A 19,179-nucleotide genomic window follows, 5' to 3' on the forward strand; every position below is an offset into this window, starting at 1 on the left:
ATTTTTCATATTACTTACGCAGATTCTCTCTCTGCTTCTGCCTGAATAATGCGTTTCAACCTGTCCTCCGCAGTCAAACCGCTACTATGGTCAAAAAACACTTTGACTTTATAATTTGTTTTGCCTTGCTTAATCACAAAAACTCCATCCGGTTTGTTTTTCTCCGAATGGTTATTTGGGGTGGGTAGTGTACTGTTCACAATATTTGTCATACGATATTCCTCCTTGAATGAAAAAGCCCGACAAGGAAAGGTCTGACAACGAAGTTCCGACAACGGACATCAGAAAACCTTTTTTCTTTATCGGGCGATACTATCTTTTTACTATTTCCTTTTTCTTTATAATATTGGTTGTCATGGTTGTCAGAGAGGGAAAAGTGCCGCAATATCAAGGCTTTCGGGATTTTTGCCCGACAACCAGACCGACAACCGGCTCGACAACCGAAGCGACAACGGGCTTTTATTTTTGCTTCAACCATTCTTCCGGAAGTCCTAACTGTTCCATTTCCTCTGTCGGGATTTCTTGAAAACCATCCATGCTGTTGTCAGGCTCGTTGTCATTCCTGATACGCTCCCAGCCCTTTTGTCGGCGGTAAGGCTCTGGAAAATACCTCGGATTGCTGAACGCCCTCCAGCCTGTGACAGCGTTATTCATAATGTCGTTGATCTCTCGCAGCTCCCATTGTTTCGGTTCGTCATAATCATGCCCCAGTGCTTCCTTGTAAAGCTGCTTAGAGCAGACTATGCTGCCGGAATAGCGTTCCAAATAGTCTAAAATCTGTCCTGCCTTTGTGTCCTCCGGCATAAAGTCCTTTTGGTGGGCTTTCAGATAAGCGTTCATAGCCGGACTGAATCTCAGACGGAAATTGCCACTTCTGTAAATCTCCATAGCTTCTGCCCACATCTGATTGATATACTCTCTGGAAGCCTGTTCATCTGCCAAAATATGAACCTCAGCCCTTTCAGGATAGACCATAACCGGAACGAAGCGGCGGTTGCCTGTTCGGTCAAGGGGAAGAAAGTCAAGGGTATTAGAAGAACCTCCAAACACACATTGTCTTTTTCTGTCTGCCGGATGTGTTTCATAGGGTATCTTATAGGTTTCCTTTTGGCGGCTCAGAAAGGACTTGATTTCTTCAATGCTCTTAGCGTTGGCGGTTGCAATCATTTCCGACATTTCAATAATCCAATGCCCCTGCATTTTGCGGTACACATTTTCATCATCCAGCTTTTTCAAGTCATCAGAGAACCAGTCATCATTGACCGCAAGCAAACGGAAGAAAGAGGACTTTCCGGCTCCCTGACCGCCCACAAGACAGAGCATAACCTCAAATTTGCACCCCGGCTTAAAAGCTCGTGAGATAGCACCCAGCAGAAACAACTTCAATGCTTCATAGGTGTAATCATCTGTATCAGAACCGAGAAAGCGGTGCAGACAGAAGCGTATGCGCTCTGTTCCGTCCCATTGCAAGGCATTGAGAAAATCACAGACAGGGTGGTAACGATTTTCATTGGCAATAACCGCAACTGCGTCTATGATTTTCTTCTCTACGGTCAATCCATAGTTTTCTTCAAAATATAGGAGCAGATATTTCACATCCACATCCGTCAATGTCGGGCTGTCACGATACCAACCGAGGGGCTTCACAATGTCGATTCTTTCGGTCAGAAGATTTTTTCGGATAGCCCCTTTCAAAAGTGGGTCATATTGCAGAACACGCTTATAATTTGCGGCAGTATTATAAACCTTACCTTTCTCGCTCTGCTCTAAGCTGTTTCGGATTTCTTCTACTGTGCATGGTTCTGTCTGCTGACAGTTCTGCAATTCGCTGTTCAAGTTTTAACACCTCCTTTCTCTGTTCTGCCACAAGTGCTTTTCGTTCCTCCAATGAACCATACAGAAGAATATCAAGTAGATATTCGATATAGTTCTTCTTATACAGTGCTTCTGCAAACAGGGGATTCCATTCCTCATCCGGCTGTTTAGGAGCGTATTTCTTTTCCCATTCTCTAAGAAGATGAAAATAATCCGTCAGCACCTTGTAGCAATGATTTTCTTCTTTTTGATACTTCTGTTCCGGTGTCGGCTCACGAATACGAGGGCGAATACTGGGCTTTTGTCGGCTGTCATAGTTAAGACCAAAATCTTCAGCAAGTTTGACAGCAGCTTCCCTCAGCCCGATACCGAATAGCTTCGCTGTCAGATCAACAGCGTCTCCAGTTGCTCCGCAGCCAAAACAGTAATAGCGTTCATCCAGCTTCATACTGGGGGACTTATCCGAGTGAAACGGACAGCACGCCATACCAGTGCGACCCACTTTCAAGCCATAGGCTTCTGCGGCTTGTCGGGCAGTAACATTTTCTTTTACAACTTCAAATACATTCATGTGACTCCTTTCCAGAAACGAAAAAAGCACCTGTCATTTTCAAAACGAAAATAGCAAGTGCCTTAAAGTTCCATATCCTGTTTTTTGCTTTTCGCCGGAATTGTCCGGCTGACTTCACGCTCTGCCATTTCCTTCTTCTTGCGGCTCAACTGCTCTATAATGGAACTTTTGGCTTTCTTCTTGATTTGCTCCGTTCCGGCTTTTTTGACCTCCGGTTTCATCAGCGTAGTTTGGATTTTCTGAATAGTTGATTTCATAGCATTTGTGATTCTGCCAATCACGCCATCCAATCGTTTCACTGCATACTCAACTTCTTTCTTTGAAGCCTTACGCTCAGGGGAGAGAACCCACGCCTTAGACTGCTCCACCAGCTTAATATCCTCCTTGTGCGTTTCCAGTTTTACAGTATCAGCAACGACCTCAACCGCCTTGTCATAGGCAATATCGGCAACCTCGTCCACCAAAGCTTCCACATCTTCAATCTTCATCGTGAGTTCTTCCAACTTTTGCTCCTGTGCTGCCAGTTGCTCCTTTTGCTTGAAAAGAATATAGTCCTGTTTTTCCAGATATGCACGACCACCATATTCCGGTTCTTCTTCCAGTTGTAAGCCATGCTTTTTCGCCACATCAAACAGCAGCACTCGGCAAGCTGAATCGAAAGTCATCTTGCGGTTGTTTTTTCTTCCGACTGGCTTCTCCGGTTCCGGCAGTTCAAACCCCAATGCTTCCAAAGCCTTTTCCTGTTGTGGGGCAATCTCTCCATATTGATTTTCACAGTCGAACACATGACGCTCGTGAATATGAGGGGTGCTTTCATCCAAGTGCAGCGCCCAATTCAGGATATGGACATGAGAGCCGAAACGCTCATTTGCGATTTCCATAAATTCTGTGACGATCTCAATGAGCAATTCCGGCGGAACATGATTGTCAAGCGTTCCAATCTGATAGACCGTTTCCTCTGGACAGGTCTTTTTGCTTTTGAGTAAATCTCCAGTTTCCTTATTTCTTTCAGGGTGTCGGTTCTTCACATTTCTTTCATTCTGTCCTGTTACAAAATCATGATACCGCTGACGATAAAAAAGCTGTTCCACATCTTCAAAAGTGGCAGACAGCTCATTTTCCTTTTCGGGATTTTTGAAATTGCGAAAGCCATTGTAACAGTCCCAATAGAGATTTTGTTTGGCTCGTTCTTCGTCAATGTGTTCGCTGTTGGCAATGTCAAAACTGCGGTCATTGTGCTTCGGGTTATAAACGCCATTCTTTCCGGCTCGTCCATTGTGTCTTGTTAATTTCACATGAGTTCCTCCTTTTCTTTTTGATTTCCCCGACAGGGGAGAAGGGCAGCGAAGCTGATTCCTTGCGGCTTTCTGCGTCAAGTAATACCCAGTATTAAGTGGCGAAACGCCACTTAACTGGGCAAGGCTGCCGCCCTTGACCTGCACAGGGATATTGCATTCCCTGTACCCATGCACAAAGGGTTGCACCCTCCGTACTCCCGCCCGAACAAACTGACTTCGCCCCGTCCCAAGCTCTGTCAGTTCCTTCGGTTTTACAAAACAGTCCACCGGACTATTTTGCAAAAAGAAAAACCGACGCATGATCGCTTTACGCTCAATACATCGGTTTCTTCATCTGACCTTGACGGTCATATTCAGTTGTGGCAGATTAGCCAATTTGAAAAATTACTCTGGCACATCTACTGAGTAGCTCAGACAATCGCCTCTTTTATTGCTTTTCAAATCGTTATAATACCACATATACATCGTTCTACCATATTCTTCATATTCTATAATCCCATCTGGCTTTTGACCTTCTACTTCTAATGAGTAAATTTCTTTATCATGTGCATAGCCAAAAACGAATCTGGTATCCGGATAATTTGGATTTAAGTCTTGTTGAATATCACTTATTGTTAAAGATAAATGGATAAATTTTTTGAAGTCTCCCCCATAAGTGGTATCTGGTGTAGTGGTAGCTGGTGTAGCATTTACAAACGCATATTGTGTACTTTCATTTTCTATCTTTTTTTTGCAGCGTACAATCACAAAACCTTGAACGGGATCGTTATCACTTCCTGCCCGATAGAAAACCGTATCATACTGTTTGCCATTCCATATATGCAATATTTCATCAACATGATTAAGAAAATCTTCTGGAGCTGATAAATTTTCATGTTCTGCTTTTAAGGGGGAATTCAAAATAGCTTCTTCGATAGAGTTATAATATGTAAGTTTAGAATCGTCTTTGCCATTATCTGTCAACTTAAACTCAATATACTCATTTCCTTTGTTTTCTTCTTCCGGAACATAAGTATAACGACCATTTTCAATATGGTCATCATAATCAACAAACAGTCCAATACATATCAGCGCTGCAAAAATTAAAAAAACTATTCCTATAATGATTAGCAATATTTTCAAAAATTTTTTCATACAAAAGTCCACCTTCTTGCTTCATTTCAGTAAATTATATCATACCGACATGAACAATTCAATTCACACTCTATCAAGTAGTTTTTTACTTACCCGTAACGCGCATTTATGCAAAATCCATAGTCACCGATACTTTCCTCACGGGTGATATACAGTCGGAATTCTGTCAGCTCATGTAAGAAAAACCGACGCATGATCGCTTTACGCTCAATACATCGGTTTCTTCATCTGACCTTGACGGTCATATTCAGTTGTTTAACATCGTACTGTTATAAAATCTATGTCATTTACGATTTTTCTTATGCTGATTTGCCCAGTAAGATTTTACAGGGATTCTTCTTCTCTCTATATCCTCCATAAATTCACTATCATCAACACCGCTGTCAATAGTGAATAATTTTTTGCCATTGACATATACACGAATAGAATTTCCCTTCATCTCGCAATATGTAATATCTTCAAAGCGAAAAGTTCTCTTTCTTCCAAAAGTTGAACGCCATGTGATTTCATCTCCGTTCACTTCCAATTTCCACATAATCATGTTCAATGAGCCGATTAAAGAAACAATAAAGAAAATACTAAAACCAATTGGTGGCAATAAATCATCTTGTTGAATAGCACTGGCTACCGTAGCTCCCCCAAAAAGAAACACCGCCAATACAAAAAACATAGTAAGTACTTTTTCGGTTTTTATTATATAATGCGTCCTAATTATTCCCTTTTTCTGTTCTTCCTCTCGTTCTTTAGCTCTCTTTTGTTGAAGATTTACAAGATATTTCAAAAGAAGAAGTACAACTAAATAGGGACCTATTTGTGTAATTATATTAAAACACATTCGTAAAAAATCATTCATTTTGCCCTCCATAGTTCCAGATATATAAAAATGATTGTTTGAAATCGAGCATTAAAAACCTCAATTTTTCATATTTCATTATACTTCATCAACTTAACGAATGGAAGAAAAATTTGTGTGCAGAGTTCCTGTTCAAGCCTTGTAACGCACATTTCCTCAAAACCCATAGTCCTCGATACTTTCCTCACGGGTGATATACAGTCGGAATTCTGTCAGCTCATGAAATAAGAAAAACCGACGCATGATCGCTTTACGCTCAATACATCGGTTTCTTCATCTGACCTTAATGGTCATATTCAGTTGTGGCAGATTACAAATAGTCTGTAAATGGATAAACAAAAACGACCAACTATGCAGCTGATTATCATTTATGTGGAATATAAAGATTATTTATTCATTCGGTTTTAGCTTATATTTTTTTATCAAAAAGTACTTCACGAAAAAAAATATACTCATTAAACATAGTAACGAAAGAACATAAAATCCCAAACCTGCTATCCTAATCATGGATATATATGGTATTTTAGAACTCATTATTTTAGCGACGGATATTCCGAGCATTCCAAAACAAACGAAACTCCAACCTCCCATAACTTTTTTATTAGAATCTGAATTATATATATCCTTTTTTATGAGAAACATAACTAAACATGTATATGCTATCGCACTTATTATATATACAATCAATAAAATAGCCATATAAGAACTATAATCTTCCTTTTCTAATGTTGAAAATATGAGAATAGTTCCAAACCAACCGAACAAAATGCCCATTCCTAAACCTTGAATGCCATGAATCCAAAAAGTTTTTTCGCCAGTCACATCTGATTTTGAAAATGTAGCAATTACGAAAACAACATAGAATAGTATTAAAAAAATTCTGTAAAAAGAGGGCGACGGAGTTGAATCTGCTATAAACATTGCTAAAAAACAGAGAAAAAGTATTGCTCCATCAAATTTATAAATCTCTTTCCTCTCTATTTTATTTTCAACACCATATAGTATGAAATTTTTGGTTTTTTCACTAAGTTTCATCATATAAAAATTACCCTTTCGTCATTATTTATTGCTATTCTAACATATCTCCATACCTTAAATCTACAAATAAGTGTTAATAATTCCGAAGTGGCATTAAATTTTCACAGCTTTTTATCTTGCTACCCGTAACGCACATTTCTGCAAATTTCATAGTCCCCGATACTTTCCTCACAGGCGATAGGCAACGGTCAAAACATCAGGTCTGCACCTGACATTTTAACCGCATATCAGCCCTGATTATCACACTATCCCTGCTGACTGTTCAGCCCATACTTTTTCGCATATTCGCTGGCTTTCTGTCTGCGTTCCTCACTGTAAGGCGGCAGGAAGCGGATAGACAGACGGGACTTTGCCAGCTCATAAGAAACACCGCCTTGAACATTGGATTTTTCCAGTCTGCAAAGGTCAGGGTACTTCTTAGCAAAAGCAGCCAACCTCTTTTTCAATCCGGCGTTGTGGGTGTAGATATTTGCCTTGTCCTCGCCCTCATTAAAGAGAACGATTGTTTCTTTCTCAATCTTCGTCAGTCTCTCCATAGCAGCCCTCCCTATGGTTTTTCAACACACGCAGCTTGCAGTAAAAGCAGCAATACCACCTTTCAACTCCCTCAGCACTCAGCTTGACGGAAAGCATATAAAACAGCTTCTTCGCCACTGGATCGGGTGCAAGGGCAGCTACCATACGCAAACGCTTGACAGTTGCTTTCAGGTTCGGACAGCCAAAGGCATAAAGGGCTTCCATTTCATTCCGGTTCATCTTCATTGTGTTTTCCTCCTTAAAGTTTGATAAATGAAAAGCGACAGACACTTCATAAGGAAATACCTGTCGTTTCGTTGACGATATAAATTTGTTGGTTTTGGACTTGATAAAATCAGCAGTAAATCATTTCCTGTCTGATGATTTCTTCGGCTCGGTTACGGATAGAGTTCATGGACTGTACCCACAACATCTGATTGTCTGCTTTCATGGTTTCGGTCACACCCTCGGCTTGTTTCATCTGCTCAATGATAAGGCTGCACCTTTCTGCTGCCTGTTCGTTCAGGTCAGCAAGGTAAGTATGCAGTTCGCCGGATAAACAGAGGGCAGATAACCTTGCAGGGCGGTACTGCTCCAAATATGTCCTGTGCAGTCTGCCCCACATACCGATAGGGCGATGTTCCTCCGGTAGCTTCAAGTCCGGCACATAGTAATCGCCCACAAGAACATAGTCCAGACCGTTACATTCATCATGGATTCGTGGTTTCAATTCTGTCATGCTATTTTTTCTCCTTTCACTTTTTGCCGATTTGATTTGCTTGTGGCGTTCTGTTCAACACACACATTGCTATCAGAGCTTTTTTCTTCTGCTATACGCTCATGCTCCGCAAATTCTTTTGATTTCTCACGAATCTTTTTCATATACTTACGATTGGATTCTCGTTTTCTGCGAAGTCGTTCCGCCTCTTTTTCAGCAGCAATCCTTTCTTCCTCTGTTGGTTCATGCTGCTCCACAGGTACTTGAAATTGCCCGACATAGTTAAGATATATCTCCACCTCTGTGGTGCGGTCTGCACCTTTTCCTTGTGGCTCGTGAACCAGTATTTTGTCGATAAATTCATTTATCATGGCAGGAGTAAGTTCTGTAATGTTCTCATACTTTTTGACCAGCTTCAGAAAACGCTCCACATTATTTTGACCGCCTATAATCCGTTGCATATCAGCGGTGTCAGTCTCAATAATCTTGTTCAGCTCGTTCTGCTCATTTTCATAATCAGTAAGCATACTCTGAAAAAGTCTGTCCGGCAATCTTCCAATCACATTATCTTCATAGATTTTCCTGATAAGCATATCCAGTTCGTGAACTCGCTTCTGATTTCTTTCAATGCGGTTTTTTACAGTTTCAGAAACAGCAATATCTTTCATCGCCGATTCTTCTTGCAGAGAATAGACAAACTCCTGCTCATTCAAAGAAACATAATGGCAAGTCTCTTGTATAGTTTTCAGAATGATGCTTTTAAGTGCTTTTGTTGAAATATGGTGGCAAGTACAGTGACGATCATACTTCTGATAAGCAAGATTATAAGTGGAACATTCATAACAATCTGCCGGATTGGAATAACTTGTCCTTTTTTCGCCTTTGGCAGTATAGTATATTCTTTCTCGCCCTTTCCGCTGCCTGTGATTATACATCGGCGCACCACAATCAGCACAGTAAATCTTTCCGGTCAGAACATTAGGCTCGCCCATAGGATCTGCTTTTCTTACATTCTGTCTTAACTTTTGAGCAAGCAGCCATGTTTCTTCATCGACAATAGGCTCTTGTGTATCATCAAAAACCACCCAATCTTCCTTGTCTGCCCTTTTCGTCTTTTTGTCCTTATAGGAATTTTTGAATGTCCTGAAGTTGACAGTCTTTCCGATATACTCTGGTCGGGCAATCAGAGTAGTAACCTGATTTCCTCGCCACATATACGGATTTTCTTTGTCATAGTTGCTTGCATGATTTCCAAGTCCCTTTTTTCCAAGATAATAAGACGGTCTTTCTATTTTTTCTTCTGAAAGTTCTCTTGCTATCTGATAAGGTCCTTTTCCCTCAATAGTCATGCGATAAATTCTGCGGACTACTTCAGCAGCTTCTTCATCAATAATCCAATGGTCGGGGTTTTCGGGGTCTTTCAAATAGCCGTATGGTGGGATATTACTTGTATGAGCGTTGCCGGAAGAACCTCTGGATTTCAGTACAGCTTTAATTTTCTTACTTGTGTCCCTGACAAACCACTCATTCATGATATTCAGAAAAGGGGCAAACTCACTGGTTTCTTGACGGTCACTGTCAATACCATTATTGATTGCTATAAATCGAACTTCCTTTTCTCTAAACAGAATGTCAGTGAAAAAACCCACTTGCAAATGGTCTCTGCCGATTCTGGACATATCTTTGCAGATACAGGCAGTGATTTCTCCGTTTTTAACACCTTCAACAAGTCTGTTCCATGAAGGTCTGTCAAAGGTCGCTCCACTCCAACCATCATCGGTAAAATGAACAAGATTCGTAAAACCATGTTTTATAGCATAATCTTCAAGCATTTGCTTTTGATGAATGATACTGTTACTCTCTCCAGCATTATCGTCATCACGAGACAGTCTTTCATACAAAGCAGTAATGCCATTGCTTCTATCTTTTTTTCTTCTCATGCTGAACTCCTTTCTTCAATTCCTATCCACTCCTTACGCTCACAAAATATCACATCATTGTGGGGCTTCGGCGGCGTCGTTTCATGCTCCGTAACCTTTGCAGCAGGGTTTTCAAAGGTCTGTCCCTCGGTAAAGTCCGGCACATCTAAAACAAGTTCGTTTTCGTCGTCGCTGTCCGGCTTCTTTTTGAGGGTAGCCCGGTAAAGCCGTTCAATGTTTTTCCACCCGGCAGCGATTACCGTCTTGCCCCTTGCCGTAAATTCATGGTCGGCGCAGGAGAAAACCGCCGTTACCGCTTCGTAAACGTGCGGCTCTGCGGTCGCCATAAGCAGACGCGCCCCGGTAAGGATAAGGATATTTCTTTCACTTTCCGGCAGCGTAGTAAGGTCAGTTTTTGCAATTTCCATAGTGGGGATAATGGCGTGGTGGTCTGATACTTTTTTGCTGTTCAGAACGCGGGAAATACTCTGTTCATAGGCTGCGCTCGCCATAAAGGGCAGCTTGCCGCAAAGCAGCGATACGATACTCGCCGCTGTGTCGCCCATGTCGTCGGTCAGATAGTTGCTGTCCGTTCTCGGATAAGTAAGCAGCTTCTTTTCATAAAGTGTCTGTGCAAGGTCAAAGGTCTGCTTTGCCGTGTACCCGTAGATACGGTTTGCTTCCCTTTGCAGAGAGGTAAGGTCAAAGAGCTTCGGCGGTATAGCGGTTTTATTTTCACGGGTCAAGGAAGTGCAGACAGCCGCCGACGCTTCGCAGGCCGCTTTCAGTTTGCCCGCTTCATCAGCGGCGCAGATCTTCGCGCTTGCCGCTTCTGCGCCGGGGAGCATAAGGCGCACATGGTAATATTTTTCTTTCTTGAAGTTCATAATGGCAGCGTCCCGGTCTACAAGCATTTTTAGGGTTGGGGTCTGAACGCGCCCCACGTTCAAGGTTTTTCCATACAGGCAGGAGAAAAGGCGGGTCGCGTTAATGCCGATAAGCCAGTCAGCCTTTGCCCTGCATAGTGCGGAATGATAGAGAGCGTCATACCTGCGCCCGTCCTTCAGATTGTCAAAGCCGCTTTTGATGGCGTCCGTTTCCATAGAGGAAATCCAAAGACGGGTAAAGGGCTTCTTGCAGCCCGCTTGATGATAGACAAAGCGGAAAATCAATTCTCCCTCGCGTCCTGCGTCGCAGGCGTTCACGACTTCCGAAACGTCGCTGCGCTGCATGAGGTCTTTTAAGATTTTGAATTGTTTTCCCTTGTCGGCTGCTACGGTGTACTGCCATTCCTGCGGCAGAATGGGTAAGCTGTCATAGCTCCACTTTTTGTACTGTTCCCCATAGGCGGCAGCTTCCGCAAGTCCTACCAAATGCCCGATACACCAAGAGATAACATAACCGTTCCCCTCGATATATCCGTCTTTCTTCTCCCTTACGCCAAGGGCGGCGGCAACCGCCGCCCCGACGCTGGGTTTCTCACAAATCACAAATTTCATTCTTCCTCGTCCTCCTGTTCGGTATCTGCGCTGTCAGTTTCTTCCTCCGGCTCGTCCTCGTCGTATTCGTCAAAATCAAACTCGTCAAGGTCGGTGCTGCCTTTTACGCTCTGCTTCGGTTTCATAAACTTAAAGTAGTAGAGGGCTGCGCCGCCGCCAAGAAGTCCCACAACAAGCAAAATCAAAAGCCCGCCCATGCTGTTTTTCGGTTTCTCCGGCTCTGCGGGAGCTTCCGGCTCGGCTTCTTTGCCTGTGCAGTTATTCATAGTTACAGAGCAGACAGGACAGGCGGTATTGACTTCGCCCGCCTTGCATTTTTCGGTACAGTTGCAGACAGCCGGGGGCTGTTCGGTCTGCTCTTCCCCGATAATCGCCATAAGGTCGGTTTCGTCTACTTGATTTAAGAAGTGGACGGAACTTTCCCCCTCGGCTGCCCGGTCAACGATAATGTAAAAATAGTTGCCGCCTTTGCTTTTCACGACGATAAACTGCTTATCCTCGGCAGCGTCCCCGTCAATGTCGTCCACAAGGGTCATGTTGCCCTCCGGCGTTAAGGGCTGCGGCTCGGTTTCCACGATTACGCCGCTGTCATCGGTTTCTTCCGTCGGAGTCTGTGCATAGGCGGTAACGGAAAAGCCGCCCACAAGAACAAGGGCGGCGCAAAGTGCGGTAATGCTTGCAAGGATTTTATTCTTCATTCTCGGTTTCCTCCTGTTCGTCATAGTCTGCGGGGATAGAGGCAATGCCCGGAATACCGCCGTCTTTCAGCATGGTGTTAAGCTCCTGCGGGGTCAGACGCATGGAGCGCACAAGCTGAACGATTTGCAGATTTTCCGCTTCGGTTTTCTGTGCTTCCAGTCCGCGCAGCTTGTTCTGATACTCCGTGATTTTCTCACGGGTCTTTTGGATTTCCTTTTCTATTCTTTCGATTTTACTCATAGCCATAATGATTTTTCTCCTTTCGATTTTCAAATGTGTTGTTGTATGTCAGTTCCAGTTCATCAGCCCGTACCCTTTGATACAGGCATAGTCAAGGGGATAGCTCTTAATCTTGCAGGCGTCGCCGGAATTGCCCTCCACGGTGTAGACACGGTTTGCGTCCCTGCCGATGACAAGCCCTACATGGTCTGCGCTTCCGTCTAAGTCCCAGTCAAAAAAGATAGCGTCGCCGGGGGCAATGTTTTCATAGCCCCGCGCTCCCCATTGTCCGTGAGAGGTAAACCACGGAATACCCTGCGACTGGCAGGCGGCAAAACGCGGCTCGGAAAGTCCCATTTGCCCGTAACACCAGGACACGAAACAGGCGCACCATTCCACGCGGCTGTTAAAGCCGTACCAGCTCCAATAAGGATAGCCGCCCACATTTCCGACTTGCCGCTTTGCAAGGTCAACAATGGCGGTATTGCCGGGGCGCGTTCCGTTTACAAAGTCCACGCCGCTTAAATCCTCGGACGCGGAAGTATCGGGAGAGCCGCCGCCAAAGATAAGGGGCTTGTTCCCGCTTGTCTGCAAGTACACCCGGTACATTTCCAGTTGTTCCGGCATCAGATTGTTTTCTGCAATGGTAGATAGCGGGGTATTCGTCAGCTTGATATTGAGAATGTAATAGTTGTAAGGTACTTCAACCTCATATTCGTAGGTTTCAGTGGTCGTTTCTCCCGTTTCCGGGTCGGTAACGGTGGTTGTGCCTGTCCGCGTTTCCGTCCGATAGCGTACCTCGATTTCTTCGGTCAAGGTCAGCTTGTATTGCTGCTCAAAAATCCGCTGCAATTCTGCCTGTACGTCGGCGCGGGTGTAGCTTTGGTATTTTGCGGTCAGATAGGACGCTAATTCGTGGGGGTTATGCCCGATATTCGCAAGGTCATAGCGGTACTCGTCATAGCCCGGATTGTCGCGCTCGATATTGTCAATCCTGCTTTGCAGCTCGTTTTCCAATCCGGCGTAGCTGTTTTCTACTTCCACAAGGTCGCTGTCCTCGGAGGTATAGGACGTTCCAAGCACCCCGTTTAACGCGCCGGAAAACATAGCTCCGCAGGAGGACAGCCCGGACATAACCATGATAAAGAGCAGCAGCACTCCGACAGCGATTGCCACACCCGCCGGGTGCCTTGCCACAAATGCTGCGGTCTGTTTTGTTTTCTCGGCGGCTTTGGCTGCCGCCTTGCGGGTGCGTTCTGCCGCGCCCTTGATACCCTTTGCGGTATTGCGGGCTTCCTTTGCATACTGCCGCTTGATTTTCTGCTTCTGCCAAAACCGGGAAATGGGGTTAGAGGTAAGCTGCGGGTTCTCATGCAGGGTCTTGTGATACTGAAAATCCACGTTTGCCTTGAAAGCCGCTTTTTCTGCCTTTGCCGCTTCCCGGTAGGGTTTCAGCTTATGGCTGCGGTAGCCCTGTTTGATTTTCCGCGCCCCGTACTTCAATCCCCGTTCTGCGGCTTCCTCGCTCTTGTGTGCGCCCTCCACGCCGGAATTATCCTTTTCGACAGAATGGATTTTGTTATGTACCAAAATCCCGGCTTCCTGTGCGGGGCGGGATAAGGGGCTGTGTTTCTCCTTAAATCCGGGCGGCTTGTCCTTTTCCTCAAAGTGCAGGCGGGTCTTGCCTTTCCCGGCAGCTTCGTCAAAGGTGCGCTCTTTTACAAGTTTCTTTTCTTTGGGGATAGCTGCCTTTGCCTTATCCAAGCGGTCAGCGGCTTTGTTGGATTTCCTGATGTATTTTTCAAGTTCCGGGGTGTTAAGTTCTTCCTCAGTAAACTGCAAGCGGGAAGATTTCGTTTGTGCGGTGGCTTCCTCCTGTGCCCTACGTACTGCCTTTTTACTTGCCTTGCGGGTGTGGGCAGCGTCAAGATATTCCATGACGCGCTCCGTTTTGCCTGTGTCCGCTTTGGGGGCAGCTCCCGGCGCATGGGGAAGCGGGATTGTATCAGATACCGGGTTAAGCTGTGCCGCCGCGTCCTGTGCTGTCTGTTGCTCCGGGGATTTCTGAAAATCCGCGTCCTGCGTCCGCTTGCTGATACGTTCCGTGTCTCCCGTGGTCTGATTTTCTGCGATAGCCCCGTCGCGGGTCATTTTCTGCGTGATTTTATCGCGGGGCTTTAAGGGGTCTTTCAAGTGTTCCCACCTCCAATCCGCGCCCCTGCAAGGGCGCAATACTCGGCGTTCAGTTCAATGCCGATATAGCGTCGGTCAAGGCTTTTCGCTGCAAGCCCGGTGGTGCCGCTTCCAAAGAACGGGTCTATCACAACGCCGCCTTTCGGACAGCCCGCAAGTATGCACGTTTCCGCGAGCTTCGGGGGATAGGCGGCAAAATGCCCGCCCTTGTACGGTACGGTATTGATAAGCCAAACGTCCCGCTTGTTTCTTGTGGTCGGCATAAGGGCGTCGTCATAATAGCTGCCGCTGCGGGGCTGATTGATACCCTGTACCTTGCCCTGTCCTGGTACTTCCTCGGCGTATTTGTGTCCTGCGCTGCGCCCTTGCCTGTAGCGCGCAGCCGTTCCCGGCGCGATCGGCTCTGCAATGGCGGCAGCGTCATAGTAATATTTCTTTGATTTCGTCAGTAAAAAGATATGCTCATAGCAGCGGCTCGGTCGGTCGCGGCAGCTTTCCGGCATAGGGTTTTCTTTCAGCCAGATAATATCGCTGCGTAAATACCACCCGTCAGAGCGCAGGGCAAAGGCAAGAAGCCACGGAATACCGATTAAATCCTTTTGCTTGCAGCCCGCTTTCATGCCGCTGCCGCAGTATGTGTCTGCGATATTCAGCCAAAATGTCCCGTCGTCTTTGAGTACCCGGCGCAGCTCCCGGAACACTTCCACAAGCCGCCCGATATACTGCTCCGGCGTGTCCTCACGTCCAATCTGCGCGTCAAGCCCGTAGTCCCTTAGTCCATAGTAAGGCGGGCTTGTGACGCAGCAGTTCACGCTTTCGCTCGGAAGCTCCCGCAGGGCATAGAGGGCGTCGCGGTTGATGATTACGTCTGTTTTCATGGCTTGCTCACTTCCTCCGGCTTTGTCGTAAGCAGACAGTAAAGCTCGGTGTCCGTCGGGAAGCGGTCAATGAACGGCAGCACCACATTCCCGTAAAAGATAAGCCCCTCGCCCGCTTCGGTGTGGGTTACATACTTCATCTGCTGCGGGGAGATGTTAAGCTGCTTTGCAAGGATAGCCCGGTCGCCCTGTGCCTGATTGAGCATGAGGACAAAATCGGAGTTTTCAAAGATATTCTCGACTTCGCGGCTGCTTAAAAGGTCTTTGACGTTCTGTGTGATAGCCGTCGGTATGCCGCCCCATTTACGAAAACGCTTCCAAATCTCCACAGAATAGGCTGCGGTCTGTTCCTCTTTCAAAAGCAAATGAAATTCGTCCATATAGTAACGGGTTGCCTTTTTCTCGGCGCGGTTGACGGTCACGCGGTTCCACACCTGGTCTTGCACAATGAGCATACCTAATTTTTTGAGCTGCTTTCCAAGCTGCTTAATATCAAAGCAGACAAGACGGTTTGAAAGCTCCACGTTGGTACGGTGGTTAAAGACGTTCAGAGAGCCGGAAACATAAAGCTCCAATGCCGCCGCAATGCGGGCAGCTTCCGGCTCCGGCTGTTTCAGCAGTTCGTTGTAGAGGTCGCCCAAAATCGGCATTTTTGCCGGGTCGGGGTCTGCAAGGAAAGGTCGGTACACATTCCTAACGGCGCGGTCAATGACGGTCTTTTCCACGGGCTGCAAGCCCTCTTTGCCGCCGATAACAAGCTCGCAGAGGGAAAGGATAAAGTCGGATTTCAAGGCAAGCGGGTTGTCGTCCTCGGAGTAGTTGAGGTTAATATCCATAGGGTTCACATACTGGGGCTTGCCGTCCATGCCTTTTCCGGCAGGCGACAGACGTATCACTTGCCCGCCCAAACGCTGCACAAGGGAAAAATATTCTGCTTCCGGGTCGCAGATAATAATATCGTCGTCGGTAATGAGAAAGGCGTTTGTCATTTCCCGTTTTGCCGCAAAGGATTTACCGCTTCCCGGTGTTCCAAGAATAAGCCCGTTGGGATTTTTCAGTTGCTTGCGGTCGCAGAGTATCATGTTGTTACTAAGGGCATTTAAGCCGTAGTAAAGGGCTGCACCCCTTTGGAAAAGCTCCTGCGTGATGAACGGGATAAAAATAGCGGTGCTACTGGTCGTAAGCCCTCTTTGAATGGGGATAAGGTTCTCCCCAAGAGGAATAGAGGACATAAAGCCCGCTTCCTGCAAATAGTCAAGGCGGGTCAGAGCGCAGTTGTTTTTCTGTGCAAAGCCCGCCGTAGCAAAGATGTCATTATCCAGTTTCCGCTTCGTGTCTGCCATGTTTACCACAAGGAACGTCAGCAGAAACATTCTTTCATTTCTGCTCTGTAAATCCTGCAAGAGATTTTTCGCTTCGCTGCCGAACGTGGCAAGGTCGGACGGAATTATATCCATATCGTACCCGCTGCGTACCGCCTTTTTCTGTTCCTCAATCTTCATCTTGTCGAGGTCGGTAATTTTGCGCTTGATAGTCTTGATTGCTTCGCTCTGGTCGATACTGCGGATATGCAGATTGACGATAATTCCGTTTTCAAGGTCGAGAATGTCCGAAAGCATACGGTCGTTCAGCTCCGGCGCAAGGATTTCAAGGAAGCTAACAGCACCGAGCTTGCGCCCCATGCGAAACGTCCTGCCGTCGCCAAAGCGGAACGAGGACGGGGCGATAAAGTCCTTTGTGGTAAGCCCGGACGGTACAAGCCAGTCCCAAGAGAAACGGAACGGCTCGCCCTCCGGGTGGAAAATCCCATGCAGTACGTTCAAGCGTTCCTGTCCGTTCATGGGGCGGGCGGTTACACCAAGCACCTTAAAATTATTGAGTACGTCGGTTTCGATACGGGAAAGGCGGGCTTTTGCCGCCGCAAGATTGTCCGCTTCAATGGAAAAGGTAATGTACTTGCACTTTTCCAGTCCGTTGTTGCCTTTTTCAAGCTGATTTTTAAGCATATCCGCGTACTCCCTGCGGATAGAGTTAAAAGCGTCGTCCTGCGCCGGAATTTCGATAGCCGCCTGTGCCTTTTCCTTTCTTGCACCCTGATTGATGAAAGAGAGCTGCACCGAAACGGAAGCGTCAAAGTAGTTGAGAAAATCGCACCAGTTTTCAAAAATGGCTGTCTTATCGTCTGCCTGTGCAAGCTGATAGTTAATATCTTCAAAGACAAGGCTTTTACTGTATTTCTTTTCCGTTACCCTGCAAATCCCGTCCGGGTACATCTGCAAGTAGGGAATGGTCTGTTGTGCGGTGCGGGGCTTCCCGTCGCCCTTTGCCGCCTGTATCACGGCGGCGATTTCTTTCTTTTCTGCGCGGGTCAGCTTACGCTTCACGGGATTTTTTACCGCGCGGGTCATGGTTTTTCGTTCTGCCATTGACAATAGCCGATACCTCCTTTTCCAGTTTTCGTTGTTTTTCTATGACGGCATAAAAATTTTCCGTCTGATAGGGGCGTTCCTTTGGTCGGATAAACTTTGTCTGAATGACGTTCTTTATCACGATTTCAAGGGGCTGCCCGTGTTTTTCATACATTGCCAAGAGGAAGCAGGGAAGCATAACGACAATCATTGCAAATGCCGCCATGCTTGTTCCCGCGCTGTCTTTGAGCAAAAAGAAAAGCGGTAGTCCCATAGCGAGGGCTGCCGCAAAACATATAATCTGCCGCTTTGTCAGATTAAAAGCGACTTTCGTTTTGATTTTTGATAAGTCTTTGGGTACGGGTACATACGCCAAGTGAAAACCTCCTCCTTTCGGTCTTTAATGGGCGTTAAATATTGACTTCGCAAGTGCGCCTGTTTTGAATAGGGAGAAGCACAAAATCACGGTGTAGGCTGCAAGGGAGAAAATCGCGCTGTGCAGGTTGTCCGCTACAATCATGCTGCCAACCAAAACCGCATAAATGCCGACGCATATCATTATGAGGAAGCCTTGAAAACCGAGGGCGAACAGGGCTTTTAAGTAGTTGTTGCCTATCTGCCCCCACTCTCTGTTGGTCATAGTTGCAAACGGGATAGGCGATACCGAACAGTAAAGGTAAATTTCTATCATTCTGCCGTACAGGATAACCGTGATAAGCACCGACATGATTTTCATGCAAAGGCTCACAAGGCTTGTTTCCATAACGAGCAAAAGCAGTTCGGGGATTTCCATAGCGTCAAGTCCGGCTTGCATGGACGAGAGGGCGGCGTCAACGTCGATATTCGTATTGCCGCCGATCACGCCCGCTGCGCCGGAAACAACGTGCTGCGCCATATCGAACACCGCCATAGTGATAGTAAAGGTGTGGGTAACGAGATACACCGCTACCCACGCCTTGAAAAACCACTTAAAGAACATGAACGTGTCAATATCGTGCATATTGTTCTTTTCCGTTACCATGCTGATAAGCTCCACGCATAGAACGTAGGTAATGACAAGCCCCGCAATGGGTACAATCACATTTTCCGACAAACTCTGTATCATGGAAAATATGCCTGCGTTCCACCCCTGCGGGGTTTGTCCTACCTCTGCGGCGATAGTTCCGACTTTTTCGTTTACGTCCCCGAACATAGTTGACAGATTACCGTTAATGGCTCCAATGAGGATTTCCTTTATCCATTCGTTAATCGCGTCAAGTATGCTCTGCATAGGCTAACCCCGCCGCTTAACCGAACAGGCCGGAAAGCAGAGGTACAAGGGTGCCACCGATAAGGGCAACGCCGCCGCCCGCCATGAGCTGTTTTATACCCAATTAGGTGTAAAACTCTGCTCGATGGCGGGCGGCGGCGTACAAAAAATC

At 46.1% G+C, this 19,179-nt stretch carries 18 protein-coding genes and 2 pseudogenes; all 20 read right to left on the minus strand.

Annotated features, from left to right (window positions below; genetic code table 11):
* Positions 1–14: 14 nt before the first annotated feature.
* The gene (locus tag DWZ38_RS17595; protein WP_005335835.1) at positions 15–212 is read right to left on the minus strand and encodes a hypothetical protein; all 198 of its coding nucleotides are present in this window, start codon (positions 210–212) and stop codon (positions 15–17) included.
* Between the two features lie 247 nt (positions 213–459).
* Positions 460–1,836, minus strand: coding sequence for a virulence-associated E family protein (locus tag DWZ38_RS17605; RefSeq protein WP_044930255.1), 1,377 nt, complete (start codon positions 1,834–1,836; stop codon positions 460–462).
* Complete coding sequence (locus DWZ38_RS17610) at positions 1,748–2,386, minus strand: CHC2 zinc finger domain-containing protein (protein WP_008371567.1); 639 nt, start codon at positions 2,384–2,386, stop codon at positions 1,748–1,750. Before DWZ38_RS17610 ends, DWZ38_RS17605 begins: the two co-directional genes overlap by 89 nt.
* A gap of 62 nt (positions 2,387–2,448) precedes the next feature.
* The gene (locus DWZ38_RS17615; protein ID WP_178105369.1) at positions 2,449–3,984 is read right to left on the minus strand and encodes a serine/arginine repetitive matrix protein 2; all 1,536 of its coding nucleotides are present in this window, start codon (positions 3,982–3,984) and stop codon (positions 2,449–2,451) included.
* Positions 3,985–4,068: 84 nt separating this feature from the next.
* A complete protein-coding gene (locus DWZ38_RS17620; protein ID WP_019161659.1) occupies positions 4,069–4,818 on the minus strand; it encodes a hypothetical protein in 750 nt (249 codons plus the stop codon).
* Between the two features lie 283 nt (positions 4,819–5,101).
* Positions 5,102–5,671, minus strand: coding sequence for a DUF6560 family protein (locus tag DWZ38_RS17625; protein ID WP_235837120.1), 570 nt, complete (start codon positions 5,669–5,671; stop codon positions 5,102–5,104).
* A gap of 390 nt (positions 5,672–6,061) precedes the next feature.
* Positions 6,062–6,709: a hypothetical protein gene (locus DWZ38_RS17630; RefSeq protein ID WP_117460720.1), complete on the minus strand. Its 648-nt coding sequence runs from the start codon at positions 6,707–6,709 to the stop codon at positions 6,062–6,064.
* Between the two features lie 245 nt (positions 6,710–6,954).
* A complete protein-coding gene (locus DWZ38_RS17635) occupies positions 6,955–7,245 on the minus strand; it encodes a molecular chaperone (RefSeq protein WP_117460719.1) in 291 nt (96 codons plus the stop codon).
* Positions 7,223–7,471 carry a ferredoxin gene (locus tag DWZ38_RS17640; RefSeq protein WP_117460718.1) on the minus strand — a complete coding sequence of 83 codons (249 nt, stop codon included), beginning with the start codon at positions 7,469–7,471 and terminating at the stop codon, positions 7,223–7,225. The genes DWZ38_RS17635 and DWZ38_RS17640 overlap by 23 nt, the downstream gene beginning before the upstream one ends.
* Before the next feature lie 109 nt (positions 7,472–7,580).
* On the minus strand, positions 7,581–7,964 hold the full coding sequence (locus DWZ38_RS17645; protein WP_003864567.1) for a TnpV protein: 384 nt from the start codon (positions 7,962–7,964) through the stop codon (positions 7,581–7,583).
* Positions 7,961–9,883, minus strand: coding sequence for a recombinase family protein (locus DWZ38_RS17650; protein WP_117460717.1), 1,923 nt, complete (start codon positions 9,881–9,883; stop codon positions 7,961–7,963). The genes DWZ38_RS17645 and DWZ38_RS17650 overlap by 4 nt, the downstream gene beginning before the upstream one ends.
* 53 nt (positions 9,884–9,936) lie before the next feature.
* Positions 9,937–11,361 (minus strand): annotated as a pseudogene (locus DWZ38_RS17655) (DNA topoisomerase); the annotation flags it as partial.
* Positions 11,358–12,059: a DUF4366 domain-containing protein gene (locus tag DWZ38_RS17660; RefSeq protein ID WP_117854361.1), complete on the minus strand. Its 702-nt coding sequence runs from the start codon at positions 12,057–12,059 to the stop codon at positions 11,358–11,360. The gene DWZ38_RS17660 and the pseudogene DWZ38_RS17655, both read right to left, overlap by 4 nt.
* Positions 12,049–12,306 (minus strand): DUF4315 family protein, encoded by a 258-nt coding sequence (locus DWZ38_RS17665; protein WP_117854362.1) that lies wholly within the window; start codon positions 12,304–12,306, stop codon positions 12,049–12,051. The genes DWZ38_RS17660 and DWZ38_RS17665 overlap by 11 nt, the downstream gene beginning before the upstream one ends.
* A 42-nt stretch (positions 12,307–12,348) precedes the next feature.
* A complete protein-coding gene (locus DWZ38_RS17670) occupies positions 12,349–14,430 on the minus strand; it encodes a CHAP domain-containing protein (protein WP_117854367.1) in 2,082 nt (693 codons plus the stop codon).
* A gap of 38 nt (positions 14,431–14,468) precedes the next feature.
* Positions 14,469–15,350, minus strand: coding sequence for a site-specific DNA-methyltransferase (locus tag DWZ38_RS17675; RefSeq protein WP_117854363.1), 882 nt, complete (start codon positions 15,348–15,350; stop codon positions 14,469–14,471).
* Positions 15,347–17,776, minus strand: a complete 2,430-nt coding sequence (locus DWZ38_RS17680) for a VirB4-like conjugal transfer ATPase, CD1110 family (RefSeq protein WP_015542402.1) — start codon at positions 17,774–17,776, stop codon at positions 15,347–15,349. The genes DWZ38_RS17675 and DWZ38_RS17680 overlap by 4 nt, the downstream gene beginning before the upstream one ends.
* The gene (locus tag DWZ38_RS17685) at positions 17,724–18,134 is read right to left on the minus strand and encodes a PrgI family protein (RefSeq protein ID WP_005928557.1); all 411 of its coding nucleotides are present in this window, start codon (positions 18,132–18,134) and stop codon (positions 17,724–17,726) included. Before DWZ38_RS17685 ends, DWZ38_RS17680 begins: the two co-directional genes overlap by 53 nt.
* A gap of 24 nt (positions 18,135–18,158) precedes the next feature.
* A complete protein-coding gene (locus tag DWZ38_RS17690) occupies positions 18,159–19,028 on the minus strand; it encodes a VirB6/TrbL-like conjugal transfer protein, CD1112 family (protein ID WP_005928553.1) in 870 nt (289 codons plus the stop codon).
* Positions 19,029–19,044: 16 nt separating this feature from the next.
* Positions 19,045–19,128, minus strand: a pseudogene (locus tag DWZ38_RS17695) (Maff2 family protein); the annotation flags it as partial.
* Positions 19,129–19,179: the final 51 nt, after the last annotated feature.

The organism is Ruminococcus sp. AF31-8BH (assembly GCF_003460605.1).
Classification (GTDB): Bacteria; Bacillota; Clostridia; order Lachnospirales; family Lachnospiraceae; genus Blautia_A; species Blautia_A acetigignens.

Coding starts and splice junctions, on each gene's coding strand:
- DWZ38_RS17595 (WP_005335835.1), bottom strand. CDS start 212: ATGACAAATATTGTGAACAGTACACTACCCACCCCAAATAACCATTCG.
- DWZ38_RS17610 (WP_008371567.1), bottom strand. CDS start 2,386: ATGAATGTATTTGAAGTTGTAAAAGAAAATGTTACTGCCCGACAAGCC.
- DWZ38_RS17615 (WP_178105369.1), bottom strand. CDS start 3,984: ATGCGTCGGTTTTTCTTTTTGCAAAATAGTCCGGTGGACTGTTTTGTA.
- DWZ38_RS17620 (WP_019161659.1), bottom strand. CDS start 4,818: ATGAAAAAATTTTTGAAAATATTGCTAATCATTATAGGAATAGTTTTT.
- DWZ38_RS17625 (WP_235837120.1), bottom strand. CDS start 5,671: ATGAATGATTTTTTACGAATGTGTTTTAATATAATTACACAAATAGGT.
- DWZ38_RS17630 (WP_117460720.1), bottom strand. CDS start 6,709: ATGATGAAACTTAGTGAAAAAACCAAAAATTTCATACTATATGGTGTT.
- DWZ38_RS17635 (WP_117460719.1), bottom strand. CDS start 7,245: ATGGAGAGACTGACGAAGATTGAGAAAGAAACAATCGTTCTCTTTAAT.
- DWZ38_RS17640 (WP_117460718.1), bottom strand. CDS start 7,471: ATGAAGATGAACCGGAATGAAATGGAAGCCCTTTATGCCTTTGGCTGT.
- DWZ38_RS17645 (WP_003864567.1), bottom strand. CDS start 7,964: ATGACAGAATTGAAACCACGAATCCATGATGAATGTAACGGTCTGGAC.
- DWZ38_RS17650 (WP_117460717.1), bottom strand. CDS start 9,883: ATGAGAAGAAAAAAAGATAGAAGCAATGGCATTACTGCTTTGTATGAA.
- DWZ38_RS17660 (WP_117854361.1), bottom strand. CDS start 12,059: ATGAAGAATAAAATCCTTGCAAGCATTACCGCACTTTGCGCCGCCCTT.
- DWZ38_RS17665 (WP_117854362.1), bottom strand. CDS start 12,306: ATGGCTATGAGTAAAATCGAAAGAATAGAAAAGGAAATCCAAAAGACC.
- DWZ38_RS17670 (WP_117854367.1), bottom strand. CDS start 14,430: ATGACCCGCGACGGGGCTATCGCAGAAAATCAGACCACGGGAGACACG.
- DWZ38_RS17675 (WP_117854363.1), bottom strand. CDS start 15,350: ATGAAAACAGACGTAATCATCAACCGCGACGCCCTCTATGCCCTGCGG.
- DWZ38_RS17680 (WP_015542402.1), bottom strand. CDS start 17,776: ATGGCAGAACGAAAAACCATGACCCGCGCGGTAAAAAATCCCGTGAAG.
- DWZ38_RS17690 (WP_005928553.1), bottom strand. CDS start 19,028: ATGCAGAGCATACTTGACGCGATTAACGAATGGATAAAGGAAATCCTC.